Genomic DNA, 26,670 nt, shown 5'->3' on the forward strand with positions numbered 1-26,670 from the left:
CTTAAAATATAAAACGCCCGATGAAGTACACCAGGCGTTTTAATTAAAATACTGTCAACCTATATCAGGACGGGACAATTTCTTAAATTAACCTATTCTCAGAGATGAACCTGATCATTTTCAAATCAACTATTCATTAAAAGAATCAAATATATAAAGACAGATTGTTGATTTGCCTATAATCTTAACTTATTTTGAAAGTACCAATAGGACGATTATGTTATCGCTTTCCATTAATGACCGCCTGACGAATCTACAAGCTTGGCAACAAAGCGTATTCTGTATGGCTTTAGCAGAGCAAAATATCACACATTTCACTATGTTTAGCCAAGCAATTGAAAGCGAAAATGCTAGTATCGCTGAAAATATCCTACAACTATTTTGGGAAAAAATGACCGTAAAAGGTGCAAAAATTAATTTTACGATTCAAGAAGAAAATTTTAATGCCATTATCCCTGAAACGAGTGATTACGATTTTTATGGTGTTTATCCGGCCGTTGACTATTGTGTTATCACGCAATGCATCTTTAACTCTTTTACTACAAAATCAAAAGAAGAAGCACTTAATGCAAGCCAAACTAGCTTTGCAACTATTGCTAGCTTCATTGAATTACAAACGGATCAAGAGATTAACGAAGAAGAGTTACTACAAGAGCCATTATTTATTGAGCAACTAGCGCTGCAAGAGACTTTACTTGATATGTTAGAAAATGAACGTAGTCCTGAACTTATTAAATCAATAAGAGTCCATATCAAGGCGTTAGAAAGTACTAGCATTGGTATCTCAACGCTGTAGAATCGCGCGAAATCATTATAATTTTGTGATTTTTAACACATTAAGCTAAATAAATTGCTCGTTTCTTCATTTTTAAAGTGATTATGCTTTACTTGCAAGGAATGAATGCAATACATTAAATAAGTGTTTAAATTCTTACGCATATTTTTATACTAACGGAAGTCAAATAATGAACAAAACTCAACTTGTAGCAGACATCGCAGAAAAAGCAGACCTAACTAAAGTACAAGCTAAAGCAGCTTTAGAACAAATTTTAGCTAGTGTTACTGACAGTCTAAAAGATGGCGAACCAGTTCAACTAATCGGCTTTGGTACATTCAAAGTAAATCATCGTGCAGCACGTACAGGTCGTAACCCACAAACTGGTGCAGACATTGAAATTAAAGCAGCTAACGTTCCTGCTTTTGTTGCTGGCAAAGCGCTTAAAGAATCTGTAAACAAATAATCATTATTTTTGTCATAGCGCCTATGACTTATTGTTAATGTTTAATTATATTAAACCCTCTTTTTAGAGGGTTTTTTTATGTACACCTTCCCCATATTTTCTATCTGCAATCTTTTTGTTTCAAAAATGTTAAATAATGTCAATATTCATGTTAATTTCACTAAAAATGTGATCTAATATGCATTTCTATTTATCAACATAATTTATTACTCATAAGGAGTCCGGCATGCGCCAAAAGGTAGAATTTACTAATGGAAGTAACATGCTTAGCGGTGTTTTAGAAACACCAGCATCTGACATTAAATTTTACGCGCTATTTGCTCACTGTTTTACCTGTAGTAAAGATGTCGCAGCAGCATCGCGTATCAGTAAAGCATTAACAGCAAAAGGGATTGCTGTTTTCCGTTTTGATTTTACTGGGCTAGGCAGTAGTGCAGGGGATTTCTCAAATACTAACTTCTCATCTAATGTTCGTGATTTAGTGGCAGCAGCTGATTTCTTACGTACCGAGTATGAAGCTCCTAAGCTATTGATCGGTCATAGTCTAGGCGGTGCAGCTGTATTAGGTGTTGCAAATAAATTACTAGAAACAGTTGCAGTAGTGACTATAGGCGCTCCTTCAGATGCAGCACACGTTGCGCATAACTTTTCTGAACATATCGATGAGATCAACACAAAAGGTGCTGCAAAGGTTAACTTAGCAGGGCGTGATTTCACTATACAAAAACAATTTTTAGATGATATTAATAGTTATGGAAACAGTCATATTAGCAAACTGAAGCGCGCTCTATTAGTTATGCACTCACCTATTGATAATACGGTTAGCATAAAGGAAGCTGAAAAAATCTACCAAGCAGCATTACATCCTAAGAGCTTTGTAAGCTTAGATAACGCAGATCATTTGTTAACGAAAAAAGAAGATGCTGAATATGCAGCAGATGTTATTGCGGCATGGGCAAATAGATACGTACTTTCACCTATTCGTATTGCTTCTTAATAGTTTCAATTAGATATTTATACAATCATCTATAAAAAAGCCCCGTTATCTGGATTGATAACGGGGCTTTTTATAATCAGCTATTTACTTATTGAATAATTACTTCTCATTCTCACGTGCAATTGCACGGTAAGCAATATCATTACGATGGAACATACCATCCCAACTAATTTTCTTAGTTAATTCATAAGCCTTCTGTTGCGCTTCTGTAACTGTATTGCCCAATGCTGTTGCACACAGTACTCGACCGCCGCTAGTCACTACTTGACCATCTTTTTCTGCTGTACCGGCATGGAACACTTTAAGCCCTTCAGCGGCCTCTGGAATACCAGAGATAACATGGCCTTTAGAGTAATCAGCTGGGTAACCACCTGCAGCTAATACCACCCCGATGGCAGCACGAGTATCAAACTCTGCAACCATACCATCAAGCTCTCCATTAACACCTGCTAAACATAAAGTAACGATATCAGACTTCATGCGTAGCATAATAGGTTGAGTTTCTGGATCACCAAAGCGGCAGTTATATTCAATCACCTTAGGCGTGCCATCAGCCATGATCATAAGACCCGCATATAAGAAACCAGTGTAAGTATTACCTTCAGCAGCCATTCCTTGTACTGTAGGGCGAATCACTAGATCCATAATACGATCATGCATTTCTTGAGTTACTACTGGAGCGGGAGAATAAGCCCCCATACCGCCAGTATTTGGACCAGTATCCCCATCACCAACACGTTTATGATCTTGGCTAGTAGCCATTGGTACAATATTTTCACCGTCTACCATAACAATAAACGACGCTTCTTCACCATCAAGAAACTCTTCGATCACCACACGGTGTCCAGCTTCACCAAAGGCATTACCCGCTAACATATCTTGAATCGCATCTTCAGCTTCTTGTAACGTCATCGCTACAATTACGCCTTTACCAGCAGCAAGACCATCGGCTTTAATAACAATAGGTGCGCCCTTCTCACGAACATAAGCCAAAGCAGGCTCAATTTCAGTGAAGTTTTCGTACCAAGCCGTTGGAATATCATGACGCGCTAAAAAGTCTTTAGTGAAAGCTTTAGAGCCTTCTAGCTGTGCTGCGCCTTTAGTAGGCCCAAAACACGCTAATTTTGCTTCACGGAAAGCATCAACCACACCAATAACTAAAGGTGCTTCAGGGCCAACAATCGTTAGCTCTACATTATTTTCTTGAGCAAAGGCCACCAATGCATCGATATCTTCTACGCCAATATTAACGTTAGAGACTTTATCTTCTAGTGCGCTACCTGCATTACCAGGAGCAACAAACACGTTTTTAACTTCAGGGTTTTGTGCCGCTTTCCATGCTAATGCATGTTCACGACCGCCATTACCAATAATCAATATATTCATTTTAGAAACCTTAAAATATTTTCTTTAAAAGAATAAAGACGAACATAGGTTCGCCTTGCAATATTCAAATAGATTAATCTTGTTTGGGTTAAGCAACTTTTCTGAAATCAGGCGCAAATGCGGAGTTCAGACAATAAGTGCGACACCCAGCGAGATTAATGACGGAAGTGACGCATTCCCGTAAACACCATTGCCATATTATGTTCATCGGCAGCCGCGATAACTTCGTCATCACGCATTGAACCGCCTGGTTGGATAACACAACTAATACCCGCTTCAGCAGCGGCATCAATACCGTCACGGAATGGGAAGAATGCATCAGAAGCCATTACTGAACCTTCAACCACTAGGTTTTCATCAGATGCTTTAATACCGGCAATTTTAGCACTGTAAACACGGCTCATTTGACCTGCGCCTACACCTACTGTTGTACTGTTTTTAACGTATACAATAGCGTTTGATTTAACAAACTTAGCGACTTTCCAGCTAAACAGTAAATCGCTCATTTCTGATTCTGTCGGTTGACGTTTAGACACAACTTTCAAGTCATCTAGTCCGACCATACCTTGGTCACGATCTTGTACTAATAAACCACCGTTTACACGTTTGATATCAAACTCAGTTGTTTGCTCAGCCCATTCACCACATTCTAATAAGCGTAAGTTCTTTTTCGTTGCCACTATTTCAGCAGCTTCTTTGCTCACTGAAGGTGCAATAATCACTTCAACAAATTGACGTGAAGTAATTGCTTCTGCGGTAACTGCATCTAACTCACGGTTAAAAGCTATGATACCGCCGAATGCAGACGTTGGGTCTGTTTTGTACGCACCTTCGTAAGCATCAAGAATAGTACCTGCAACAGCAACACCACATGGGTTTGCGTGTTTAACTATCACACAAGCTGGTTCAGAGAATTCTTTAACGCATTCTAGTGCTGCATCAGTGTCAGCGATGTTGTTATAAGATAAAGCTTTACCTTGTAACTGTGTTGCTGTTGAAACAGAGGCTTCTTGAATATTGTTTTCAACATAAAAAGCTGCTGCTTGGTGAGAGTTTTCACCATAGCGCATATCTTGTTTTTTCTGGAATTGAGCGTTGAAAGTACGTGGAAATTTAGATTCCTCATCGCCTTCATTGTTCTCGCCGTAAGTTGGAACCATAGTACCGAAATAGTTAGCAATCATACCGTCGTATTGCGCAGTGTGCTCATAAGCAGCAATCGCTAAATCAAAACGTGTTTTGTAAACTAAGCTTCCATCATTTTCATTCATTTCAGACAGAATGCGACCGTAGTCAGAAGCGTTTACAACAATAGCAACATCTTTATGATTTTTTGCCGCTGCACGTACCATCGTTGGTCCGCCGATATCGATGTTTTCGATAGCGTCTTCTAATGTGCAATCAGGGTTTGCCACTGTTGCTGCGAATGGGTATAAGTTAACCACTACCATATCAATCGCTTGAATGTCATTGCTTGCCATAATATCTTCATCGATACCGCGACGAGCAAGAATGCCACCGTGAATTTTAGGATGTAATGTTTTTACACGACCATCCATCATTTCTGGAAAACCAGTGTAATCAGAAACTTCTGTCACTTTAATATTATTTTCTGCAAGTAATTTACATGTACCGCCAGTTGATAGAATATCAACGCCTTTGTCGGCTAATTCACGTGCAAATTCTACAATACCAGTTTTATCAGAAACACTGATCAGTGCTCGTTTAATTGTTCGGCTATTTTCCATTATCTTTCACATTCCTCGGTTAATGTTTTCATCGGTGAAACATTCAATTGATTGGCTTTTCCAAAAAGTTGAACTTGCGCGCATTCTACCCGAATCGAAAGCATTTTATTCACTTTGTTAGATAAAAAATCAAAAAAAGACAGGAATTTTGGTCATTCACTGATAACCGTGATCATGATTTTATTTTATAAAGGTAACTTGCAATACCACGACATGTCACTTCTTTAGTTTTTTCAAAATTTAACGCAGCCATTAATTGCATATTAAATTGATTATTTTGTGAAATGACAGTCTGCAATTCCGATAGTTTATACACAACTAGAAGCTGCTTAACGAGCAATCCCAAGGTGGGTAGTAAATCTTGATGATGATGGAAGTCAGGTAATAAACGAATAATGAAGGAAGGTTCTATTTGCTCATCAATAAAGCAATCTTGTAACCCCGTGCAACCAATGACAAAACCGCTATTAACACATTGAATAGCGTACATTTTATGTTTTTTATTATTGAGCAAAGTATCAAAGCAGTCATTCGCCTGTTGTTCAGACAAGATTCCTGTAATGCTATATTTCATACATAAAGGGTGTTGAACTAGCCGCACAAAATCTTGTTTGTCTTCTGCAGTGAAAGGGCGAACGCTTAGTTGCTGATACTCAATAAACAAAGACATATTAACCTCATTAATAATAAATGAGACTTCATCATATCGTTCAAAAATTAAACAACTAACTCTATTGGGTTAAAAATGAGAGATCAATGCAAAATAAAAAACATGCCGAAGCATGTTTTATAAGGTCAATCTACACAACGTTTATGCTTACTGATGGTAAGGTGTGCTTAACTCATGTACCGCATCAACAAACACTTTAGCATTTTCTGGCGGTACGTCTAAATGAATGCCGTGACCAAGATTAAACACATGTCCAGTGCCCTTACCATAGCCTTCCAAGATGGTCGCCACCTCTTCTCGAATACGTTCAGGTGAGGCATATAACATAGATGGATCCATATTACCTTGTAGCGCAACACGTGATCCTACGCGCTGTTTTGCTTCTTTAATATCAATAGTCCAATCTAAACCTATACCATCACAACCTGTATCAGCGATCTTCTCTATCCATTGACCACCATTCTTAGTAAATAGAGTAACAGGTACTTTCTGTCCTTCATGATTACGAATTAAACCATCAACAATTTTATGCATATATTGTAATGAGAAATCTTGGTAATCACGCGGCGACAAAATACCACCCCAAGTATCAAAAACCATTACCGACTGTGCACCCGCTTTAATTTGTGCGTTAAGGTAACTGATCACTGAATCAGCTAACTTGTCTAATAATGTATGTAAAATTTGTGGGTCAGCAAATGCCATTTTTTTAATTTTAGTGAAAAACTTTGAACCGCTCCCTTCCACCATATAAGTTGCTAATGTCCATGGGCTGCCAGAAAAACCAATTAATGGCACTTCGCCTTTCAAATCACGGCGAATAGTGCGAACCGCGTTCATCACATACTGCAACTCACCTTCAGGATCAGGCATGATAAGGTTATCAACGTCTTTTTTACAGCTAATAGGTCGCTCGAATCGCGGACCTTCACCTTCAGAAAAATACAAACCTAATCCCATTGCATCAGGAATAGTTAAAATATCAGAAAATAAAATAGCAGCATCCAAATCAAATCGACGTAAAGGCTGTAAGGTTACTTCACATGCCAAATCAGCATTACGGCATAACGACATAAAATCACCAGCTTGAGCACGAGTCGCTTTATATTCTGGTAAATAGCGTCCAGCTTGGCGCATCATCCAGACAGGTGTTTTATCTACTTCTTTCTTTAACAAAGCACGAATATAGCGATCGTTTTTTAAATCTGTCATTAGTAACCTTTTCTATTTTAGCTATTAATAGCTTTTACACGATAATTCTAAATTATTGATAGAATATACCGTTCTTTTCTTCAAAAATGAATTTGGTATTACCTATCACTTCGATACCTAAGCCCTAGCTTAACGACATCGTTTTAATGTTTTTTCAATTAATTTTCGCGCAATTGTGCCATGCTTTGGTACGAGAGGTAAATTATCAATGTCGTACCAGTTTGCCTCTACTAACTCATGTGGATCGACAATAATTTCTCCTGAAGCATAATCAGCAATAAAACCCATCATTAATGAATGTGGGAATGGCCAAGGCTGGCTACTCACATATTGAATATTTTTTACCTTTAAACCTACCTCTTCAAATACTTCTCTTTCTACGCAAGCCTCTAAACTTTCTCCAGCTTCAGTAAAACCAGCAAGGGTCGTGTAAACAGGATAATTATCTTTATGATGACGACTATGCAAGGCTAGTAATATTTTTTTCTTATTCCTAATTGCAACGATAATACAAGGCGATACCCGAGGGTAAGCTCGATGCTGACAATGATAACACTTCATTGCAATTTCCCAGTCAATGGGATTCATGTTTTGCCCGCATTGCCCGCAAAATTGGTGAGTTTTATAAAAAAGACTAATTTGAAAGGCACGACCTGCCATATCAAAAAGTAGATCATCAATACGCCCTAGTAACGAACGTAATCCAACATATTCTCCAATGCCAACGTCGACTGGTTCTGGTAAATCAACGAGATAACATGGTTGGTCTTGATACTTACCTAATAATCGTTTGTTGTTAGTGAGGTCCCCAGGGAAAGGTAATTCGCTGATGCAACCAAAAGGGATCAAGTCACCTTTATCTAAAGCAACTAACTTTCCTTTTGATAAAAGAAACCACCAAGCATTTTCATCTTCTTTTACAGTCAATTCAGGCATAACGTTACTCTTGTAAAAATGATTAGGTATAATGCAACATTACATAGCCATTAAACAACCCTGCTCGTGACTAATTGCCCATCAAAAACATCAAATAAATGTAGCCATTTCAACTATTATCAGTAATGATACAAACACCTATAAATATATATATTTTGTGCTTATACATTAGGTAATTGAGCATAAGTTCACATTAAATCATTGACAAGTGGCATAAACTAAATATCTATTTAACGTTAATTATACCAATTGCATTAAATAAGTGATCTAAATTTTGCGCAGGAAAAATGACTTAGTTTAAGGCGTAACTTAAGTTAAATAGTTGTTCTATTTACGAAAGTTACAACGAAGAAATAAGTTATTTTAACAAGCAAAATAGATCAGTTACTTAGTGTGATTGGTATTAGTTTATTAACTTACGTCATTGACGACGATTCACTTACAGGAGGTTTCATGCTTAAAAAACTAAAGCAGGCAAAAGAAGAATGGGGTGGAACGTTGTCCATCTTAGATAACTGGTTAGATGAACGACAAGTATTAGTTATTTTATATTGTAAATTAGCAGGGCTTCCTCCCTACCAGCAAGAAAAACGAGGTTTACCTGAACAAGCAGTTATTACTGAGTTTTGCCAAGTACTGTTAGACTATGCCTCTACGGGGCACTTTGAAATTTATGAACAAATTATTGAGAAATCAAAACTTGATGGTGAAGAAAATTTAAAAAAAGCACAAGAGCTCTACTCAAAAATAACCAGCACTACGGATACTGCTCTTAATTTCAATGATACTTATGCAGAAAATGCATCAGACCAAACTTTACTAAACTTCGACCAAGATTTATCTGAATTAGGACAAGTAATAGAAAGCCGATTTGAACGTGAAGATAAGCTATTAGAGGTGGTACATTTACATCATACCTTTGCATAACACTATTTAAATAAGAATATAATGGATTTAAATCAAGCTAAAAACTACTTCATTAGTTTTAGCTTGATTGTAGATTTGAATTATTTATAGGTAAGGTACTTGTGAATCCAAACTGTTTTTTACTAGTAGGAAATATTCTTTTATAAATTCAACTTGAGCTTGAGAAGCTTTATATTCCCAACACTTCCCTAATATTTGTTCAATATCTTCAGCTAACTTATCCCCTTCAGCGACGATCATTAAGCGCGTTTCATTACTTAATTGTGGTTGTTGCTCGCAAAAACTCATTAATAACTGGGATACTTCATCTAGTACAATATCTGCAATGACTTCACCTGTAGCGGGTCTAGTACTACCTTCAAAGATACTTAGATTATCAGCAAAATAACCAATGCATGCATCGTATGCATCACTTTTTAATAACATAACATGTTTTCTCTATCTAAAAATAATATGCTTAATGCCGTGTAGCACGAAATTAAGCATGATTAGAATATAATTACAGTTCGCCCATTTCGCGTAATGATAGATCACGACGTTCATTAAAGGCTTTGCGTTCTTTTTCAGGTACTTTCTGCGACAAAGGTAAGTTCACCTTCATAGCATCTACAGGTTTATTGTAAACATGGAATTCATAATGTAAATGAGCTCCAGTAGAGCGCCCTGTATTACCAGACTTAGCAATCAACTTACCCATTTCAACTCGTTGCCCTTTACGAACAAGAATTTTACTTAAGTGTAAGAAACGCGTTGTATATTTACGACCATGCTTAATCACTATGTAGTTACCTGCAGCAGGGTGATATCCAGCACGAACCACAACACCATCTCCGGTTGCATAGACATTTGTACCAACAGGTACAGCAAAGTCGGTTCCATTGTGAGGGCTAATACGTTTAGTAATAGGGTGTAATCGACGCGGATTAAAGCGAGAACTAATTCTAGGATGCCCATTGACCGGATAACGACGGTAGGCTTTAGTTAATCCTTTGCCGTTTTTATCGTAATAACGCCCATCTTCATTTAAGAAGGCAGTGTAATTACGCGACTTTGTTTTAATGATGACCGCCAACACCTCACTATCGAAACTATAAGCGCCTTCGATATATTGTTTAGCGACTAGCACATGAAAAGTATCGCCTACCCGTAATTGACGATTGAAATCAAACTGATCTTGTAAGGCACTTGATACTTGTTGAATTTGACTAGCAGATAATCCACTTTTTTTTGCACTAACGTAAAAGCTACCAGTGACGCTGCCTTGGTAATAGCTATTACGCCATTCGCCCTTTTTTATATCTAACTTTGATGCATAAGCACCATCCTTTAATACAAAACTAAGGGTATTTGCACGATCAATAATCACCTTTAATGCTAATAACTGATTATCAGGACTGATTAATAATTGTACTTCTTGGCCTGGCAATAAATTAGCTAAACGCAGGTACTCTGTATCCGCTTCTAATAATTCCTGTAGCACAGCGGCAGAAATCCCTTCATCAGAGAATATCTCGCTTAATGTATCGCCAGCGGAAATGGTCTTTTGAACCTCTCGGTTGCCAGAGAACTCAGGAAACAGCTTTTCACCGCCTTCGTTGAGAACATCAAGGGGCTCAGCTGCAGCATAATCACCTTTAGCTGCTTCACTAATAGGTAATGACAGCTCTCGTTTGATCTTTTTATTTTTATCTCCATGAGTGGGGATAAAGCTAATAATAAGTAAAAATAGAAATAAAGAAATAATTACCCAAAAATGTAAGCGGGGTAAATTATTTACAAAGAAAAGTGCTTTTTTAAACATGATTTTACATTGGAGCGACAAAGACATAAACGATCTCGATTAGACAGGGGAAAACATAACCGCAAAATTTAAATAGTTGCAAGTATAACCCATAGAAAAACTATATTTAAGACAAATAAACAGCAATTTTACTGTTTTACGACTATTAAAGTATGAAAACAGTTCTATCTTATTTAAAAATAATAGGGTGTTATCCATTACAAAAAAATGTATTATGGACGTCTAGATGTAAAAACTTCCAAAACTTTTAATTTAAATACCCCGAATAGGAGTTCACATGTCACGTGACTTATTTACTTCAGAATCAGTTTCTGAAGGTCATCCAGATAAAATCGCCGATCAAATTTCTGATGCGGTACTTGATGCAATTTTAGAACAAGATACTAAAGCACGTGTTGCTTGTGAAACTTACGTAAAAACAGGCATGGTCATGGTAGGTGGCGAAATAACTACTGATGCTTGGGTAGATATTGAAGAAATTACACGTAAAACAGTACGTGATATTGGTTACACTAGTTCGGAAATGGGTTTTGATGCAGATTCTTGTGCTGTATTAAATGTAGTTGGTAAACAATCGCCAGATATCAACCAAGGTGTTGATCGCTCTGACCCACGTGAGCAAGGTGCTGGTGACCAAGGTTTAATGTTTGGTTATGCGACTAATGAAACTGAAGTTTACATGCCAGCTCCTGTTACTTATGCACATCGTCTTGTTAAAAAACAAGCTGAAGTACGTAAAAGTGGTCAACTAGACTGGTTACGCCCAGATGCAAAAAGCCAAGTAACTTTTGCTTATGATCAAGGTAAAATTGTAGGTATCGATGCGGTTGTATTATCAACACAGCACCGTGAAGATATTAAGCAATCAGACTTAGTTGAAGCAGTAATGGAAGAGATTATTAAACCAGTACTACCAGCAGATCTATTATCTGAACGTACTAAATTCCATATCAATCCAACAGGTCGCTTTGTTATTGGTGGTCCAGTAGGTGATTGTGGTTTAACAGGTCGTAAAATTATCGTTGATACATATGGCGGTACTGCTCGTCACGGTGGTGGTGCATTCTCAGGTAAAGATCCATCAAAAGTTGACCGTAGTGCCGCATACGCAGCACGTTACGTAGCAAAAAACATAGTTGCTGCTGGTTTAGCTGACCGTTGTGAGATTCAAGTTTCTTATGCCATTGGTGTTGCTGAGCCAACATCAATTAGTGTAGAAACATTCGGTACTGAAAAAGTGGCAAAAGGCTTAATCGTAAGCCTAGTAAGTGAGCACTTTGACCTTCGCCCATATGGCTTAATCGAAATGTTAGACCTGATTAAACCAATCTACCAAGAAACAGCAGCTTATGGTCACTTTGGTCGCGAGCAATTCCCTTGGGAATCGCTAGATAAAGTAGAAGCTTTAAAAGCAGCTGCATTTTAATCCGAGTTTAACGACCACAGATTAATGCTAACACTTGAAGATAAAAAAGCACTTGCTGCAAAAGGTGAAGATTGTTTCATCATAGCCGAGTGCTTTTTTGATCGCCATTTTCCAAGGCCCACCTACTTCTTCAACCAACGAGGTCGAAGCGCTGGCACAGCACACCTGCAAAAGAACATCATTAAATTTAATCCGGTACTTTATTCCCAAAATAAACAAATATTTATTGAACAAGTTGTTGCCCATGAAATAGCGCACTTAATCACCTACCAATTGTTCGGCAAAGTGCGACCTCACGGTAAAGAGTGGCAAAACATGATGACCCAGGTTTTTAAGCTCCCAGCTTCAACCACGCATCAATTAGATGTCTCTGATGTACAAGGGAAACTGTTTACTTATCGCTGTGAGTGTAATGAGCATCAATTAACTATCCGGCGCCACAATAAAATTAAGAAAGGTACAACCTATTTATGTCGGCAATGTAAGTCTGCATTAATAGCGGTTGAAGTTGATAATTGAAAAAGTTTATAAAAAAGAGTTAAGTGTGGATTAATATTGCAGACTACTCCAACCCCCCGCCTTTATAGGCTGCAATATTAATTTTACCAATTCACCGATGGGTGGCTTATCCCATGGTGTAGATAAACTTTCATGGAAAAGCTTATCTATTACTGAACCTTGCATTGTGCGATACAAGATTCATTTTAACCTATACTAACAATGTGCGTTATCAGCATAAGTCTGCGTTATAGAAAGTATTGAAGAATAGGACGATTCTTTTACTCCCTACAGAAACAACGGGTTTACCACCTACTAAGGACTTACTCCTTTTTATGTTTCATCATCTGGACAGGATGATTACTTCATAAATTCAGTCAACTTAATAGCCACTATCTCTGCTAACAACTAAATGATAATAGATATCATTATTATCTGTCAACAAATAAAATCAATAATTTTAAAAAATTTATTGAACACTAGTCAGTAATCCTCATCAAGAATTTTTTAAATCTATCATTAATTTTTTGACTGTTTTTTATTCGGTAAAATGACTAGTAACTATCTTATTGTTTTGTTTGATTTTTATTCATTAACAAAATGATTAAAGAAAGGTAAAAAGTTGAAGTTATAAAACGTAGACATAAAAAAACCGATACAAAGATCGGATTTTTAAAAAGTGAAAAATGTTAACTTGCTCACTATCTTTTGAAGTTATCCAGAATAATACCAGTTGCCATCGCCACATTTAATGATTCAGCTTGACCAAAATTAGGAATCGTTATTTTATCAGTAATCAATTTTGCCACTGCATCTGAAATCCCGTGGGATTCACTGCCCATTACGATAAATGCGCTATTTGGCAAGCGACATTGATGGATATTATCACCTTCTAAAAATGCGCCAAATATTGGTTTGTTCTGTTCGTTTAAATACTCGGTTAACTGTGCATGACTCACCTGAACACGAGCAAAAGACCCCATGGTTGCAGCAATTACCTTTGGATTGTAAAGATCTGCGCAATCTGGGCTACATACAACATGTTTAATGCCGTACCAATCAGCAACTCTAATAATCGTGCCTAGATTTCCAGGGTCTCCTACTTGATCTAGTACCAATACTAAACCGGCTTGCTGCTCAGGAGGGGTAAATACTTTGCACTTAACGACAGCAATAACACTATTATTGGTTTTTAAAGTGCCAGCCTTTTTCAACTCTTCTTCACCACTTTCAACAGTTTTAGCAATTAATTGATACTCAGTCAGTTGCTTCGCTTGTTTGTTAATGTAGTCGGTAGTCGCAAATAAATTAACGATCTCAAAATCAGATTGAAATAATTCACCAACATTTTTTTCACCTTGAACAAGAAACAAACCTAATTTTTTACGTTGCTTTTTAAGCTCTAAAGAATGTATGAGTTTTAACTGATTTTTAGAAATCATGTTTTTTCCAATTATAAATAACAACACATAATAATCGCATCTTCACGACCATTATCGGTGGGGTAATACGCAGGTCGAATATCAACTTCAACGAAACCTAACTTTTGATATAACTTAATAGCAGCAAGATTTGATGCGCGTACTTCTAACCAAATCTCCTGCTGTGCTAACTCTGTGGAGAAACGTTGTAAATACCCCAATAGGAGATTCCCCAACCCTTGCCCTTGGTATTCAGGGGCAATTGCAATATTCAACAGAGTTACTTCTCCCGCCACATAGCTTGCAACAAAATAGCCAGCTACTTTTCCGTTGAAAAGTAATACATGGTTAATATAACGCTTGCCAAAATTACTCATAAATAGTTTTTCTGACCAGGGATGGCTATGTGCGGCTGCTTCGATGGTTAATACTTCAGGTAAGTCACTAATGGCCATCGCAATAATAGACGTGCTTTCTGGATTATTGATGGTAGGCACAGAATTGTTTCCATAATATTTGTTTAGCTTGACGTTGTTCGGCTAGCGTTACTAACGCAGGGGAATGTAAAAGTTGATGACCAGGTGCAACTTCAATTTGGCCAATGGTTGACCATATCAGCATCGGTAATGTTCCTTGCTGATTTTCAAATTGCGCTAAAGAGCAATAAGTGACTTTATCTTTATCAATCTCAAATGCATTAAGAATGGCTTCCATTAATGGATGTTGTTGATCTTCCTTAGTACACACAACCAATAATTCACAATACGATAAATTTAGCTGCTTATGAACTTCTTCAGCTTTAAATAACGCAGGTTTTCTTACTTGCCAATGAGTGATCCCCATTTCTTGTAAAAAAACCGCCTGTTGGTGTTTCATAATCAGCCTAGCATCGAAAATAGAGCTGTTAATATAACATTGATCAGTCATGGATCGAAGTATTAGCCTTAAACTAGCGCTGTTATCTACTTAAAAAAGCAAAAACATTATCCAGCTTCCATTAAAAGTATAACAGTCGCATCAAAAAACAGAATGTTATGTCGCCTCTGACATCAACAAGTTGACCACTTAATCAGGTTTATGCTAATTATAGTCATATCTAGACTCATTAACTTAGTCCAAATTGCACCGTACTTTAATCTACATCAAGGTTGTCAGCAGTTAACATTGCTTAAATATGTTACTTTTGGTTACTTAATATACGATAAAAATACTGTTATTTTGAAGTATGCAGCACAAATTGTATTTAATAATTGTGGGCATAGGTCACATAAATTAATGTGATCTGCTCAATACTTATGACATTAAGTCACCCAAAGGAAGCAATGGATGCGTTCTATGTCACAAAAAAATCAATTTACTCAATCGTTTTTAAAGCTTAAATCCTTAAAAACAATAAGGGATTATTAAATGTCATTATTAGAAGTTAGCAACCTACGTATTGAGTATCCATCTCGATTTGGCGTACACGCAGCAGTAAAGTCACTATCATTCTCAATTAATCGAGGAGAGATCGTTGGTGTTGTAGGTGAGTCAGGTGCAGGAAAATCTACTGTCGGTAATGCTATTATCGATTTACTCAGTCCACCTGGAGTGATCGCTGCAGGTGATGTATTTTTGGATGGTCAGAAGATCTCAGGTTTAACATTGGATGAAATGCGCAAAGTACGAGGCAATAAAATCGGCTTTATCTTCCAAGATCCAATGACCTCATTAAATCCATTGTTTACTGTTGAACAACAGCTCTTGGAAACTATTCATGCGAATCTAAATGTTTCACAAGGCGATGCGATAGCACGTGCTATTAATCTTATGCAACAAGTAGGAATTCCAGAGCCAGAAGTACGTATTAAACAATACCCTCATCAATTCTCAGGCGGTATGCGTCAACGTGTTGTTATTGCTATTGCTCTCGCAGGTGAACCTGATTTAATCATCGCTGATGAACCAACAACTGCTTTAGATGTATCGATTCAAGATCAAATCCTAACTTTAATTCGTAACTTGTGTCTCGAAAAAAATGTTGGCTGCATGTTGGTTACCCATGATATGGGCGTAGTCTCGAACGTGACCGACAAAGTGGCAGTCATGTATCGAGGAGACCTTGTCGAATTTGGAGAAACAAGCAAAGTTCTCACAGATCCTGACCATGAATACACTCGCAGCCTTATTTCAGCAGTACCTCGTTCAGACCGTAAACTTAATCGATTTCCTCTGGTGAGCTACATTGAAGAAGCTAATGAACTACAAGCCTTGGATATCAAAAATCATTGGTTAGGACAAAGAGAACAGCAACGTGACTATCAAGGGCCGCTATTAAATGTTGAAAACGTTAGTTTACGTTTTGTAACGAAGGATTCATTTTTTGAAAGCAAACGAGAGTATGTACAAGCTAACAAGAATGTTAGTTTCAGTATTAATGAAGGTGAAACCTTTGGTCTGGTAGGTGAATCAGGCTCAGGCAAGTCAACGATTGCACGTGTTATTACCGGTTTATATCCACCTAATGAAGGTAAGATCACCTTTGAAGGAATCGATTTAACGGCGATAAAATCAGAACGTGAGCGTCGCCCTTTCCGCCGTCAAATGCAGATGGTTTTCCAAAATCCTTATACGTCAATGAATCCTCGTATGAAGATTTATGACATCATTGCAGAACCAATTCGCTTTCATAAACTAGCTTCCTCTGAATCGCAAATTCAACAAATTGTATTCGATCTACTAGACCATGTTGGTTTAGGAAAAATGGCTGGTGTTAAATACCCACATGAGTTTTCTGGTGGTCAACGTCAACGAATCTCTATCGCTCGAGCATTAGCAACTCGCCCTCGTTTATTAATTTGCGATGAGCCAACTTCGGCGTTAGATGTATCGGTACAAGCACAAATTTTAAATCTATTAAAAGATTTACAGGATGAGCTAAATTTAACCATGTTATTTATTAGCCATGATTTACCAGTAATACGTCAGGTTTGTGACCGTATTGGGGTAATGCAACAAGGGCAATTATTAGAAGTGAATGAGAGTGAGCAATTATTTACTCAACCTCAACATGCTTACAGTAAGCATTTGATTTCTTTAATGCCTGAATTTAAAGGGTTACGGAACAGTCTCTAATGCCGTTTCACCATTAGAACATTAACGTTAAATAAGTATTTTCATAAAAGGAGTTTTAAATGAAGTTTCTAAAAACCAAACTAGCCGTTGCTTTACTTGCTACCGGTTTAAGCTTTGCATCATCAGCGGCAGACATTACTGTTGCATATGACTCAGACCCAGTAACACTTGACCCACATGAGCAACTGTCTGGTGGTGTATTACAGATGTCGCACATGCTATTTGATCCACTAGTTCGCTTTACGCAAAGCTATGATTTTGAACCACGTTTAGCAGAAAAATGGGAACGTGTTGATGATAATACTTTCCGCTTTACCCTTCGCCAAGGTGTGAAATTCCATTCTGGTAATACCATGACTGCTGACGACGTAGTATGGACATTTAATCGTTTAAAAGACTCTCAAGATTTTAAAGCTGTTTTTTCTCCTTACGAAAAACTTGTTAAAATTGATGATTATACAATTGAGCTTGTGTCTTACAAGCCTTACCCATTAGTTTTACAAACAGCGACTTACCTATTCCCAATGGACAGCAAGTTCTATTCGGGTGACATGGATGGCAAAGATAAATCTGAAATTATTAAGCACGGTAATTCTTTTGCTTCAACGCATGTATCAGGAACAGGCCCATTTATTATTGAATCTCGTGAACAAGGCGTAAAGATTGTATTTGATCGTTTTGATGACTACTGGGATAAACAATCTCCAGGTAACGTTGATAAGTTAACGCTAGTGCCAATTAAAGAAAATGCAACACGTGTTGCTGCATTACTTTCTGGCGATGTTGATATGATTTATCCAGTTGCACCTAATGATCAAAAGCGTGTTATCGATACTAAAAACATTGAGTTAACGACTATTTCAGGTACTCGTATCATCACACTACAAATGAACCAAAGCTCAAATGAAGCATTAAAAGATGTACGTGTTCGTCAAGCGATTGTATACGCGATTAACAATGAAGCAATTGTGAAAAAAATCATGAAAGGTTTTGCGACTACGGCAGGCCAACAAGGTCCTGAAGGTTACGCGGGTTACGATGCGGATTTAGTACCTCGTTACGACCTGAAAAAAGCCAAAGCATTGATGAAAGAAGCAGGTTATGAAGATGGCTTTAAACTGTCAATGATGGCGCCAAACAACCGCTACGTAAACGATGCTCAAATCGCACAAGCAACGGCTTCTATGCTAGCTAAGATTGGTATTACTGTTGATTTAAAAACTATGCCTAAAGCACAATACTGGCCTGAGTTTGATAAATGTGCAGCAGACATCATGATGATAGGCTGGCATTCAGATACCGAAGATTCAGCTAACTTTTCTGAATTCTTAACCATGACACGTGATGCTGAGACCGGTAAAGGTGCTTACAACTGTGGTCATTACTCAAACCCGAAAGTAGATGAGCTGGTTAATCAATCAAATTCAGAAACAGATCCAGTAAAACGTGCTGAGATGCTGAAAGAAGTTGAAGATATCTTATACAACGAAGCTGCATTTGTGCCTTTACACTGGCAAAACCTAGCTTGGGGTGCAAAATCTAGTTTAAATCTTTCACCTGTAGTGAATGCAATGAACTTCCCATACCTTGGCGATCTAGTTGTTAAATAAACAACTTAACTAACCATTTACCACCATAATAAAACGACCCAGCCCTTGGGTCGTTATTAACTTTATAGGAAACAACTCCATGTTTACCTTTTTGGTCCAGCGAATTTTTCAAGCATTGATAGTAATGTTTGTGATCAGCCTAGTCGCATTTGCAATCCAAGATAACTTAGGCGATCCACTTCGAGAAATGGTAGGCCAATCCGTATCTGAAGCAGAACGACAAGTGCTACGTGATGATTTAGGATTAAACGACCCTTATATCACTAAGTACTCTCGCTTTATTAGCAATGCTGTACAAGGCGATTTAGGTGACTCTTATTTCTTTAAGCGCCCTGCTGTAGACGTCATTTTAGATAAATTGGAGGCGACACTAGAGTTAGTGCTCGGTGCTTCGATTATTATTGTTTTAGTCTCTATTCCACTTGGCGTATATTCCGCTATTAATCCCAAGAGTATATGGACAAAGGCGATTATGGCATTTAGTAGCATTGGTATCTCTATTCCCGTGTTTTTAACCGCTATTATTTTAATGTATGTATTTGCCATTGAGCTGCAATGGTTGCCGTCTTACGGTCGAGGAGAAACACTCAATATACTAGGCTGGGAAACCGGTTATTTAACCACCGATGGGCTATTACACCTGGTATTACCCTGTATCTCACTCGCTTCCATTATGTTGCCTTTATTTATTCGTTTAGTGCGTTCTGAAATGCTTGAAGCATTAAGCTCTGAATATGTGAAATTTGCTACGGCTAAAGGCTTAGCAATGAATAAAATCTATTATCAACATGCTCTTAAAAATACTATGTTACCGGTATTAACTGTAGGTGGCGTACAAATTGGTACTATGGTCGCTTACACCATATTAACCGAGACAGTCTTTCAATGGCCTGGCACTGGTTTCTTATTCTTAGAAGCAATCAACCGTGTTGATACGCCATTAATTACCGCCTACGTTATCTTTGTTGGGTTAATTTTTGTAGTAACCAATACCATCGTTGATCTATTGTATGGTGTGGTTAATCCAACCGTAAATATCACAGGGAAAGGAGCATAATATGTCTAATGTGATTGAACAAAACCAAGCTCCATCTCGTCTACAGCGTTTTAAAGACTCTGATTTCATCTACCACTTTAAACGCGATAAAGTAGCGATGTTTAGTTTTGCAGTTTTCTTAGCGTTTTTTATTGCTGCCTTATTTGCGCCAATTATTTCCCCTACTAATCCTTACGACTTAACATCAGTTGATTTAATGGATTCTGAATTACCCCCATCATGGTTAGAAGATGGTGAAGAACGTTTTCTTTTAGGTACCGATGACCAAGGGCGAGATATCCTATCAACCATACTTTACGGTTCGCGGTTGTCACTGACAATTGGTTTCTTGGCAGTTGCTGTACAGTTAGTATTTGGTATCGTTATTGGGTTATCTGCGGGTTACTTTGGTGGTCGTGTCGATAGCCTACTGATGCGAGTTGCCGATGTACAACTATCATTCTCTACTATGATGGTGGCTATTATTATTACCGCTATTTTTAAAGCGAGTTTTGGTGCCGAGTTCTTTGCTGAATATGCAGTCATCATGCTGGTAGTGATCATTGGTATTGCAGAGTGGCCGCAATATGCACGTACTATTCGCGCTTCTGTATTAGCAGAAAAGAAAAAAGAGTATGTTGAAGCTGCACAAGTTATGGGCTTTAAATCGATGCGTATTATGTTCCGACATATCCTACCAAACTGTTTATCGCCGATTCTGGTTATATCAACAGTTCAGGTAGCCAATGCAATCATGTCAGAAGCAGCCCTGTCATTCTTAGGGTTAGGTTTGCCAGTCGATCAGCCATCATTAGGTGCATTAATTAGTATTGGCTTTAAATACATCTTCTCGGGCGCGTGGTGGATAACTATCTTCCCAGGGATTGTATTAATCAGCTTAGTACTAGTAATCAACTTATTAGGTGATTGGTTACGTGATGTGTTTAACCCTAAAATATATAAAGGCTAATACACTTACACAATAATAAATAGCTGCTTTAAAGTACTCAAATAGCCCAATAATTTTTACTTATTGGGCTATTTTTATGCTTCAACCATCCACTTAATCTGCTTATTAACATCACCTATTTTAATATTTACATCGTTTAGCTTTTGCATAATTAATTTTTTTAATAATGCAGCTTGTCCTGATTCTATTAACTCATCAATATGCTTTTGACTAGCGAAGGCACATGTCACCACTAACGATTTCGGAAAGTTATCAAACTTCACCGTATGAGTTATCCATTGGTAGCCATTGATATCTTCTAATGCAAACTCACAAACTTCAGTTAGTGTTTTACACAATTGCTTTTCAATTTTTTTATCACTTTTCTTCATTTCAAACTCTTAATCTTTTTATAAGGAGGTTAGTTAAGCGGAAACGGCTATTAGATAGAAGATTTATTTATTATCTCTTTTTACAACAGTTGTGAATAATAGGCTTACTCTTTAACACTAATAGGAAACACAAGTGAAAGCACCCGTTATCATTAGTCTAGTTATGCTCTCCTTAGTCATTGCTGTGTTAAGCCAAGGGATCATTGCCGCGGCCTTTTCATTACTTGCCTTTGCCCTACTATTCTATTTTGTGACAACTCAACAAGATACTAAGCCGCCACAAGAATAATCCATCATTATTACTTTTTCTGTAATAAAGCTTTAATTTCAGCTAGTTCCTGTTGCAGATCAACCAAGCTTGGTTGATTGGCTTTATCGCTTTCTAAATCCGCTTCTAATTGCCTTTCTTGTTCCAATACATTAACCACAATACCAATCACCATGTTTAAAAAAGCAAATGCAGTAAAGAAAATAAAAGTTAAATAAAAGCTCCATGATAATGGGTAGACAGCCATGGTTTCATACATAACATCAGTCCAGTCCTCAAAGGTCATCACTCGGAATAAGGTTAATAAACTAACCGCAATATCGCCCCATAAAGTCGGGTTGATAGCAGCAAAGAAAGTCGTACCGATAGCCGCATAAATATAGAAGATAATAAACATCAGCAACATTACGTAACCTAGCTGCGGTAATGCTTTAATTAATGAATTAATCAAGATACGTAATTCAGGAATAATAGAAACCATACGTAATACCCTGAAAATACGTACCAATCGTCCTAATACCGCTAGCTCGCTGTCTTCAATAGGGATTAAGCTTACCAATACAATAAAGGTGTCAAAGACGTTCCATGCATTGAAAAAGAAGCGTTTTTTATTAGGTTCACCAATAAAACGAATAATGATTTCAGCCAAAAAGATAACGGTAATAGCAATATCTAATACTGATAAAACCTGCAACGTTGTCGCAGAGACTTCATAGCTATTTGCTCCGATCATTAATGCAGAAAAAATGATGATCGCAATCACAAACAACTCAAATACCTTGTTGTTGCGAATTTCATAAAAACGGCGTTCTAAACCACTCAATTCAGTTTTACTCGGATTGTTTTGATCGTTATTTGTCATAAATTAAGCCCTAAGAAATAATTAGGGCTAGCATAAAAGGAATCAGATAAAGAGTCTAGGCATATTATGCCAACGTAAATTGAATATATCCTAACACCACAGATGCCACGCTGACCCACAATAAGATACCTAGTAACATTGGTTTATATCCAGCATTTCTAATCGTTTTTATTGTTATCCCACAGCCAATCAAGAATAAACAAACCACTAATAAACGTTTACCCATGAAGAATACCTCTTGATATACCCCGTGAAATTGCGGTAAAAAATGTGCAATGGCAATAGCAATGCAGTAATACACAATGAACATTGGTACTGACACTTTTTTACTATCACCTTTAAAAATAAATGCACTGATAAAAGCCACAGGTACAATCCATAAAGCACGCGCTAACTTAACCGTTGTAGCAATCTCTAAAGCTTCATCACCATAGGCTGATGCAGCACCTACGACAGATGAGGTATCATGAATCGCGATAGCACTCCACAAACCAAAGTTATATTGACTCATTCCTAAAGCATGGCCAACTAATGGAAATACAAATAACGCAATACTATTTAAAATAAACACAGTAGCTAATGCATGGGAGGTTTGTTCGTTATTGGCTTGAATAGCAGGAGCCACTGCTGCAATGGCACTTCCTCCACAAATAGCGGTTCCTGATGAGACTAAATGTCCTGTTTTAGCATCCATTTTAAATGCTTTAGACAATAAAGTACCAATTAACAAAGTGCTAAAAATAGAACCAACAATTAAGCCGATATTACCCGAGCTTGCCTGGATAGCTTGATCAACATTAATACCAAAGCCTAAACCAACAATAGAAATAGCTAATAGACGTTTTGTTAACAAAGCAATATCAATTTGAGTTGGTACAAACCCTAGAGTAGCGAGTGTAAAACCTAACACTAGTGCGATTGGTGATGAGATAATAGGAGATAAGCATAGAGCGCCAACAACAGCGAATAGAATAATATGTTTATTACATTGTATTTTGCTAATATCACTAATCATCATTACCTCCTAATTTGAATAGCAGATAATATAAAAGCACCAAGATTAAGTATATTCGAAAGAATTTAATCAAAGGTTAATAAAAACTGAACACAAGATAATAACCTACCAGCATAAGGATTAACTTGAATATGATTTCTAAATGGGCACCTCGATTCATTCAAATGGCAGAATTAGTTGCGTCTTGGAGTAAAGATCCGTCAACACAAGTAGGTGCGGTGATCACAGAGCGAAATCGCATCGTGTCATTAGGCTTTAATGGTTACCCTCAAGGTATTTCGGATAGTGCGGAAACAGATCAACGTGAAATTAAATTACTTAAAACATTACATGCAGAAGAAAATGCTATCCTTTATGCAAAACGTGATTTGAATGGTTGTGAAATCTGGGTCACTCATTTTCCTTGCCCTAATTGCGCAGCTAAAATTATTCAAACAGGTATTAAGGCAGTGCATTGCCCAGCGCAAAGTGAAGACTTTTTATCCCGTTGGGGTGATAAGATTAAGCTCAGTGAAGATATGTTTAATCAATCAGGTGTAACCGTTGATTGGTTACCGCTAGATAAAATCTAACATTAACGTTATCAGTCTGGTGATCTGTAAAAGATCACCACGAGCACTATTACTAATAGGAAAGTAATAGGAAAGTAATAATAAAAAATTATCAGTTATCAATGAAGGTATAAATTTTTAGCACTATTTGTTTAAATAAAATGCAGATATTACTAGTATTATATATTTAAATCACTTATGATGAATTTCGCTCTGAAATTAAAGCGTTATTAATGTCAAAATAAAGTCCAAGATATCCTCTGCTACATCGTTTTCGTTGTCCTTAGTATTTCCCTCAGCTTGATAAAAATCATTCAATAATCCCCAATTCAGTGTATGCAATTTTGCAATTAACTTTTCGTTTGTACGGTAATAAATTAAGTACAGTAACGATTTTGTCCCAATTACTTTACATAAAGTGATGGGAAATAATACCAAGCTTATTAAATAACGAAGCTAAATTTTACGTAATAGAAATAATTTTATTAAGGCGTGAGTTGAAAGGAAGAACTGTTCTTTTAACGAAACTTAAAACAAAAAGTAAATTTTTTTAACAAGTAAAATAGCCAAGTTAAGTGTTTTGGTATAAAACCATAAGGAAAATATATGGCTCGTTCTACAGGTAGAAAAAGATTTTGGTTCCAACTTAACAAAGATGAAAACCAACAAGTAATAAAAGAGAAAGAAGTAGCAGCACAAAATTAAGCAATATAATAAAGACTTTAACAAGAGCAGATTAGCCCCGCTCGGTTAACATCAAACTGATTAAAGAATATCAGTTGAAGCAAGATTTAATATGCAAATAGTATAAGGTGCCTCTAACCTTATTAGCTTTCTCAAAAGCACTTATCAAGTTATCACTTAATAAGACTCGCACCATTCAAAATGTGCAAAAATTAATGTGCTGCTTTTATCTGAAGTAGCACAATAAAACCTTCACTTTCCAAGATCCTCCAAGTAATACCAATCACACGAAGTAATTTTCGCAAATAGAACAACGATTAAAGAATTAACATCTTACCGCTAATTCTCCGATAGACTATTAACGAAGTTAATCGATGAAAGGCTTAAATTACGCCTGAATTAAGTCATTTTTCCTGCGCAAAATTTAGAACACTTATTTAATACAATTAGTATTAAATAAAAGCTCTAAATTTTGCGCAAAAAAAATGGTAAACCCTTGCGGATTTACCATTTTCTTAGAATAGTTAGCAGCTTATTGTAGCGGCTAAAATATCACAGCAACTTAAAGTGCTACGATACCTTCAGCTTGAGGACCTTTAGGACCTTGGCTTACTGTGAATTCTACTTTTTGGCCTTCAGCTAAAGTTTTGAAACCTTCGCTTACGATTGCACTGAAGTGTGCGAATACGTCTGGACCAGCAGCTTGCTCGATGAAACCAAAACCTTTAGATTCGTTGAACCATTTAACTGTACCTTGAACTTTAGACATAATAATTATCCTGTTTGTATATTTGAAAACTGCCTTTAATAGGCTTGCGTAGCGTAAATTAGGCTGGAACTTAAAAACTACAAACGAGGTATTATAACTAAAACAACGAAATGGAGAATGTAAACAATAGGCTTTATTTCTGCTGACCTTTATAGTATCTGAACCCTTACTTAAGTCAACTAATGTTTACGATAAATCCTATTTTATTACGCTATTTTCATTCAGCTAAGCTTGTCCAGCGAACTACCTTTAAACTGACTTTAAAGGTAGTCATGCTCTTTGATTATTTACTGTTTTGTTTCTTTTTAGCTTTAAAGTAAGTAAATGCTTTTACCGCAACTACTGCAAATAACGCCCAAAAAACAGCATGATAAAGCATATGCAAAGCACCATCGCCTAATGCATGGTCTGCATGTGCAAAAGCTTGAGAGGTTAATAATAAGCTAAAGATAAAAGTTAAAAATTTCATGTATTTTCCTTGTTAATTTTAAAAAGAACGCTATTTCAGCATTCCCTGTGTTTCAATAAAGTCGATAATATCATTTAAACCTTGCTGTGTTTTCATATTACTAAAAATAAACGGTTTATCTCCACGCATTTTTTTCGCGTCTCGATCCATCACTTCCAACGAAGCGCCTACTAAATCCGCCACATCTATTTTATTAATGATCAACAAGTCTGATTTAGTTATGCCAGGACCACCTTTACGTGGAATTTTGTCACCCGCAGAAACATCGATAACATATAAAGTTAAATCCGATAATTCTGGACTAAAGGTTGCGCTTAAATTATCACCACCACTTTCCACTAAAACAAAATCTAGATCGGGGTGGCGTTCATGTAACTCATCGATCGCCGCCAAGTTCATAGAAGCATCTTCTCGAATAGCAGTGTGTGGACACCCACCCGTTTCCACTCCCATAATACGATCAGCAGAGAGTGCATCATTACGTGTTAGAAACTGTGCATCTTCATGGGTATAGATATCATTTGTTACCACTGCCATTTCATATTTATCACGTAGCGCTAAACATAATTGACTCAATAAAGCCGTTTTACCAGAGCCGACAGGACCACCGACTCCGATACGTAGTAATTGTTTCTTTCTCATTGCATTTTTCTCACTTTTCTAAAGTACTTTTATCAATTTCAAATCA

27 protein-coding genes and 1 pseudogene are annotated in these 26,670 nt (G+C 37.0%); 12 read left to right on the forward strand and 16 right to left on the reverse strand.

The genetic code is table 11. The features are described from left to right. The first annotated feature begins 217 nt into the window (after nucleotides 1–217). The 3 genes and pseudogenes from V5290_RS10360 to V5290_RS10370 all read left to right on the forward strand — a co-directional run. Complete coding sequence (locus V5290_RS10360) at nucleotides 218–796, forward strand: YjaG family protein (RefSeq protein WP_333385070.1); 579 nt, start codon at nucleotides 218–220, stop codon at nucleotides 794–796. A 169-nt stretch (nucleotides 797–965) separates the two neighbouring features. After that, complete coding sequence (locus V5290_RS10365) at nucleotides 966–1,241, forward strand: HU family DNA-binding protein (protein ID WP_113820039.1); 276 nt, start codon at nucleotides 966–968, stop codon at nucleotides 1,239–1,241. A 226-nt stretch (nucleotides 1,242–1,467) separates the two neighbouring features. Next, nucleotides 1,468–2,211: pseudogene (locus V5290_RS10370) on the forward strand (alpha/beta hydrolase family protein); the annotation flags it as partial. A 126-nt stretch (nucleotides 2,212–2,337) separates the two neighbouring features. Here V5290_RS10370 and purD read toward each other — a convergent pair. The 5 genes from purD to nudC all read right to left on the reverse strand — a co-directional run bounded on the left by purD (nucleotide 2,338) and on the right by nudC (nucleotide 8,190). Then, a complete protein-coding gene (gene purD, locus V5290_RS10375; RefSeq protein WP_333385074.1) occupies nucleotides 2,338–3,624 on the reverse strand; it encodes a phosphoribosylamine--glycine ligase in 1,287 nt (428 codons plus the stop codon). Between the two features lie 155 nt (nucleotides 3,625–3,779). Continuing rightward, nucleotides 3,780–5,372: a bifunctional phosphoribosylaminoimidazolecarboxamide formyltransferase/IMP cyclohydrolase gene (purH, locus tag V5290_RS10380; protein WP_333385077.1), complete on the reverse strand. Its 1,593-nt coding sequence runs from the start codon at nucleotides 5,370–5,372 to the stop codon at nucleotides 3,780–3,782. A 172-nt stretch (nucleotides 5,373–5,544) separates the two neighbouring features. Beyond that, nucleotides 5,545–6,042 (reverse strand): GNAT family N-acetyltransferase, encoded by a 498-nt coding sequence (locus V5290_RS10385; RefSeq protein WP_333385080.1) that lies wholly within the window; start codon nucleotides 6,040–6,042, stop codon nucleotides 5,545–5,547. A 147-nt stretch (nucleotides 6,043–6,189) separates the two neighbouring features. After that, nucleotides 6,190–7,254: a uroporphyrinogen decarboxylase gene (gene hemE, locus V5290_RS10390; RefSeq protein WP_333385083.1), complete on the reverse strand. Its 1,065-nt coding sequence runs from the start codon at nucleotides 7,252–7,254 to the stop codon at nucleotides 6,190–6,192. 129 nt (nucleotides 7,255–7,383) lie between these two features. Then, nucleotides 7,384–8,190, reverse strand: coding sequence for an NAD(+) diphosphatase (gene nudC / locus V5290_RS10395; protein ID WP_333385084.1), 807 nt, complete (start codon nucleotides 8,188–8,190; stop codon nucleotides 7,384–7,386). 453 nt (nucleotides 8,191–8,643) lie between these two features. Here nudC and rsd point away from each other — a divergent pair, with 453 nt between their 5' ends. Further along, nucleotides 8,644–9,117, forward strand: a complete 474-nt coding sequence (gene rsd, locus V5290_RS10400) for a sigma D regulator (RefSeq protein WP_333385088.1) — start codon at nucleotides 8,644–8,646, stop codon at nucleotides 9,115–9,117. Between the two features lie 84 nt (nucleotides 9,118–9,201). On the opposite strand, the gene V5290_RS10405 is transcribed toward rsd, so the two are convergent. Then, nucleotides 9,202–9,543, reverse strand: a complete 342-nt coding sequence (locus V5290_RS10405) for a DUF3802 family protein (protein ID WP_333385091.1) — start codon at nucleotides 9,541–9,543, stop codon at nucleotides 9,202–9,204. 73 nt (nucleotides 9,544–9,616) lie between these two features. Next, the gene (mepM, locus tag V5290_RS10410) at nucleotides 9,617–10,945 is read right to left on the reverse strand and encodes a murein DD-endopeptidase MepM (RefSeq protein ID WP_333385094.1); all 1,329 of its coding nucleotides are present in this window, start codon (nucleotides 10,943–10,945) and stop codon (nucleotides 9,617–9,619) included. A 250-nt stretch (nucleotides 10,946–11,195) separates the two neighbouring features. Here mepM and metK point away from each other — a divergent pair, with 250 nt between their 5' ends. Further along, nucleotides 11,196–12,344: a methionine adenosyltransferase gene (gene metK / locus V5290_RS10415; protein ID WP_333385097.1), complete on the forward strand. Its 1,149-nt coding sequence runs from the start codon at nucleotides 11,196–11,198 to the stop codon at nucleotides 12,342–12,344. Nucleotides 12,345–12,368: 24 nt separating this feature from the next. Then, the gene (locus V5290_RS10420) at nucleotides 12,369–12,863 is read left to right on the forward strand and encodes a SprT family zinc-dependent metalloprotease (protein ID WP_333385099.1); all 495 of its coding nucleotides are present in this window, start codon (nucleotides 12,369–12,371) and stop codon (nucleotides 12,861–12,863) included. A gap of 680 nt (nucleotides 12,864–13,543) precedes the next feature. On the opposite strand, the gene V5290_RS10425 is transcribed toward V5290_RS10420, so the two are convergent. Genes V5290_RS10425 through V5290_RS10435 form a run of 3 tightly spaced genes read right to left on the reverse strand, consistent with a single transcriptional unit; the run spans nucleotide 13,544 to nucleotide 15,139 of the window. After that, nucleotides 13,544–14,284, reverse strand: a complete 741-nt coding sequence (locus V5290_RS10425) for an RNA methyltransferase (protein ID WP_333385101.1) — start codon at nucleotides 14,282–14,284, stop codon at nucleotides 13,544–13,546. An 11-nt stretch (nucleotides 14,285–14,295) separates the two neighbouring features. Continuing rightward, on the reverse strand, nucleotides 14,296–14,760 hold the full coding sequence (gene rimI / locus V5290_RS10430) for a ribosomal protein S18-alanine N-acetyltransferase (RefSeq protein WP_333385104.1): 465 nt from the start codon (nucleotides 14,758–14,760) through the stop codon (nucleotides 14,296–14,298). Beyond that, nucleotides 14,744–15,139 (reverse strand): DNA polymerase III subunit psi, encoded by a 396-nt coding sequence (locus V5290_RS10435; protein WP_333385107.1) that lies wholly within the window; start codon nucleotides 15,137–15,139, stop codon nucleotides 14,744–14,746. The genes rimI and V5290_RS10435 overlap by 17 nt, the downstream gene beginning before the upstream one ends. Before the next feature lie 531 nt (nucleotides 15,140–15,670). On the opposite strand from V5290_RS10435, the gene V5290_RS10440 reads away from it, so the two are divergent. From V5290_RS10440 to V5290_RS10455, 4 genes are all read left to right on the forward strand, one after another. Continuing rightward, nucleotides 15,671–17,377, forward strand: a complete 1,707-nt coding sequence (locus V5290_RS10440; RefSeq protein ID WP_333385110.1) for an ABC transporter ATP-binding protein — start codon at nucleotides 15,671–15,673, stop codon at nucleotides 17,375–17,377. Nucleotides 17,378–17,436: 59 nt separating this feature from the next. Then, entirely contained in the window at nucleotides 17,437–18,987 is a 1,551-nt protein-coding gene (locus tag V5290_RS10445) for an ABC transporter substrate-binding protein (protein ID WP_333385113.1), read from the forward strand. Nucleotides 18,988–19,066: 79 nt separating this feature from the next. Further along, nucleotides 19,067–20,044 (forward strand): ABC transporter permease, encoded by a 978-nt coding sequence (locus V5290_RS10450; protein WP_333385116.1) that lies wholly within the window; start codon nucleotides 19,067–19,069, stop codon nucleotides 20,042–20,044. Between the two features lies 1 nt (nucleotide 20,045). Next, the gene (locus tag V5290_RS10455; RefSeq protein WP_333385118.1) at nucleotides 20,046–20,993 is read left to right on the forward strand and encodes an ABC transporter permease; all 948 of its coding nucleotides are present in this window, start codon (nucleotides 20,046–20,048) and stop codon (nucleotides 20,991–20,993) included. Nucleotides 20,994–21,067: 74 nt separating this feature from the next. Here the strand turns inward: V5290_RS10455 and V5290_RS10460 are convergent, their stop codons facing one another. Further along, nucleotides 21,068–21,364, reverse strand: coding sequence for a Fis family transcriptional regulator (locus tag V5290_RS10460; protein ID WP_333385121.1), 297 nt, complete (start codon nucleotides 21,362–21,364; stop codon nucleotides 21,068–21,070). Nucleotides 21,365–21,497: 133 nt separating this feature from the next. On the opposite strand from V5290_RS10460, the gene V5290_RS10465 reads away from it, so the two are divergent. Continuing rightward, nucleotides 21,498–21,653, forward strand: a complete 156-nt coding sequence (locus V5290_RS10465; RefSeq protein WP_333385125.1) for a hypothetical protein — start codon at nucleotides 21,498–21,500, stop codon at nucleotides 21,651–21,653. A 10-nt stretch (nucleotides 21,654–21,663) separates the two neighbouring features. On the opposite strand, the gene V5290_RS10470 is transcribed toward V5290_RS10465, so the two are convergent. Continuing rightward, nucleotides 21,664–22,494, reverse strand: a complete 831-nt coding sequence (locus V5290_RS10470; protein WP_333385128.1) for an ion transporter — start codon at nucleotides 22,492–22,494, stop codon at nucleotides 21,664–21,666. Between the two features lie 64 nt (nucleotides 22,495–22,558). Further along, entirely contained in the window at nucleotides 22,559–23,509 is a 951-nt protein-coding gene (locus V5290_RS10475; protein WP_333385130.1) for a YeiH family protein, read from the reverse strand. A gap of 131 nt (nucleotides 23,510–23,640) precedes the next feature. Here V5290_RS10475 and V5290_RS10480 point away from each other — a divergent pair, with 131 nt between their 5' ends. Next, nucleotides 23,641–24,081: a cytidine/deoxycytidylate deaminase family protein gene (locus tag V5290_RS10480; protein ID WP_333385133.1), complete on the forward strand. Its 441-nt coding sequence runs from the start codon at nucleotides 23,641–23,643 to the stop codon at nucleotides 24,079–24,081. 1,225 nt (nucleotides 24,082–25,306) lie between these two features. Here V5290_RS10480 and V5290_RS10485 read toward each other — a convergent pair. The 3 genes from V5290_RS10485 to ureG form a co-directional block, all read right to left on the reverse strand. After that, nucleotides 25,307–25,513, reverse strand: a complete 207-nt coding sequence (locus V5290_RS10485) for a cold-shock protein (protein WP_113817810.1) — start codon at nucleotides 25,511–25,513, stop codon at nucleotides 25,307–25,309. A gap of 283 nt (nucleotides 25,514–25,796) precedes the next feature. After that, entirely contained in the window at nucleotides 25,797–25,982 is a 186-nt protein-coding gene (locus V5290_RS10490) for a hypothetical protein (protein ID WP_333385136.1), read from the reverse strand. Between the two features lie 30 nt (nucleotides 25,983–26,012). Next, the gene (gene ureG / locus V5290_RS10495) at nucleotides 26,013–26,624 is read right to left on the reverse strand and encodes an urease accessory protein UreG (RefSeq protein ID WP_333385139.1); all 612 of its coding nucleotides are present in this window, start codon (nucleotides 26,622–26,624) and stop codon (nucleotides 26,013–26,015) included. Nucleotides 26,625–26,670 lie beyond the last annotated feature (46 nt).

The organism is Psychromonas arctica (assembly GCF_036697365.1).
GTDB lineage: Bacteria > Pseudomonadota > Gammaproteobacteria > Enterobacterales > Psychromonadaceae > Psychromonas > Psychromonas arctica_A.

Excerpts from the sequence above, each read along its gene's own strand:
- ureG (WP_333385139.1), bottom strand. The coding sequence starts at position 26,624 with ATGAGAAAGAAACAATTACTACGTATCGGAGTCGGTGGTCCTGTCGGC.
- V5290_RS10445 (WP_333385113.1), top strand. The coding sequence starts at position 17,437 with ATGAAGTTTCTAAAAACCAAACTAGCCGTTGCTTTACTTGCTACCGGT.
- V5290_RS10385 (WP_333385080.1), bottom strand. The coding sequence starts at position 6,042 with ATGTCTTTGTTTATTGAGTATCAGCAACTAAGCGTTCGCCCTTTCACT.
- V5290_RS10490 (WP_333385136.1), bottom strand. The coding sequence starts at position 25,982 with ATGAAATTTTTAACTTTTATCTTTAGCTTATTATTAACCTCTCAAGCT.
- V5290_RS10360 (WP_333385070.1), top strand. The coding sequence starts at position 218 with ATGTTATCGCTTTCCATTAATGACCGCCTGACGAATCTACAAGCTTGG.
- V5290_RS10420 (WP_333385099.1), top strand. The coding sequence starts at position 12,369 with ATGCTAACACTTGAAGATAAAAAAGCACTTGCTGCAAAAGGTGAAGAT.
- V5290_RS10455 (WP_333385118.1), top strand. The coding sequence starts at position 20,046 with ATGTCTAATGTGATTGAACAAAACCAAGCTCCATCTCGTCTACAGCGT.
- V5290_RS10365 (WP_113820039.1), top strand. The coding sequence starts at position 966 with ATGAACAAAACTCAACTTGTAGCAGACATCGCAGAAAAAGCAGACCTA.
- V5290_RS10435 (WP_333385107.1), bottom strand. The coding sequence starts at position 15,139 with ATGAAACACCAACAGGCGGTTTTTTTACAAGAAATGGGGATCACTCAT.
- purD (WP_333385074.1), bottom strand. The coding sequence starts at position 3,624 with ATGAATATATTGATTATTGGTAATGGCGGTCGTGAACATGCATTAGCA.
- purH (WP_333385077.1), bottom strand. The coding sequence starts at position 5,372 with ATGGAAAATAGCCGAACAATTAAACGAGCACTGATCAGTGTTTCTGAT.
- metK (WP_333385097.1), top strand. The coding sequence starts at position 11,196 with ATGTCACGTGACTTATTTACTTCAGAATCAGTTTCTGAAGGTCATCCA.
- mepM (WP_333385094.1), bottom strand. The coding sequence starts at position 10,945 with ATGTCTTTGTCGCTCCAATGTAAAATCATGTTTAAAAAAGCACTTTTC.
- V5290_RS10485 (WP_113817810.1), bottom strand. The coding sequence starts at position 25,513 with ATGTCTAAAGTTCAAGGTACAGTTAAATGGTTCAACGAATCTAAAGGT.
- rsd (WP_333385088.1), top strand. The coding sequence starts at position 8,644 with ATGCTTAAAAAACTAAAGCAGGCAAAAGAAGAATGGGGTGGAACGTTG.
- V5290_RS10405 (WP_333385091.1), bottom strand. The coding sequence starts at position 9,543 with ATGTTATTAAAAAGTGATGCATACGATGCATGCATTGGTTATTTTGCT.
- V5290_RS10425 (WP_333385101.1), bottom strand. The coding sequence starts at position 14,284 with ATGATTTCTAAAAATCAGTTAAAACTCATACATTCTTTAGAGCTTAAA.
- V5290_RS10450 (WP_333385116.1), top strand. The coding sequence starts at position 19,067 with ATGTTTACCTTTTTGGTCCAGCGAATTTTTCAAGCATTGATAGTAATG.
- V5290_RS10440 (WP_333385110.1), top strand. The coding sequence starts at position 15,671 with ATGTCATTATTAGAAGTTAGCAACCTACGTATTGAGTATCCATCTCGA.
- V5290_RS10470 (WP_333385128.1), bottom strand. The coding sequence starts at position 22,494 with ATGACAAATAACGATCAAAACAATCCGAGTAAAACTGAATTGAGTGGT.
- V5290_RS10460 (WP_333385121.1), bottom strand. The coding sequence starts at position 21,364 with ATGAAGAAAAGTGATAAAAAAATTGAAAAGCAATTGTGTAAAACACTA.
- nudC (WP_333385084.1), bottom strand. The coding sequence starts at position 8,190 with ATGCCTGAATTGACTGTAAAAGAAGATGAAAATGCTTGGTGGTTTCTT.
- hemE (WP_333385083.1), bottom strand. The coding sequence starts at position 7,254 with ATGACAGATTTAAAAAACGATCGCTATATTCGTGCTTTGTTAAAGAAA.
- V5290_RS10475 (WP_333385130.1), bottom strand. The coding sequence starts at position 23,509 with ATGATTAGTGATATTAGCAAAATACAATGTAATAAACATATTATTCTA.
- V5290_RS10480 (WP_333385133.1), top strand. The coding sequence starts at position 23,641 with ATGATTTCTAAATGGGCACCTCGATTCATTCAAATGGCAGAATTAGTT.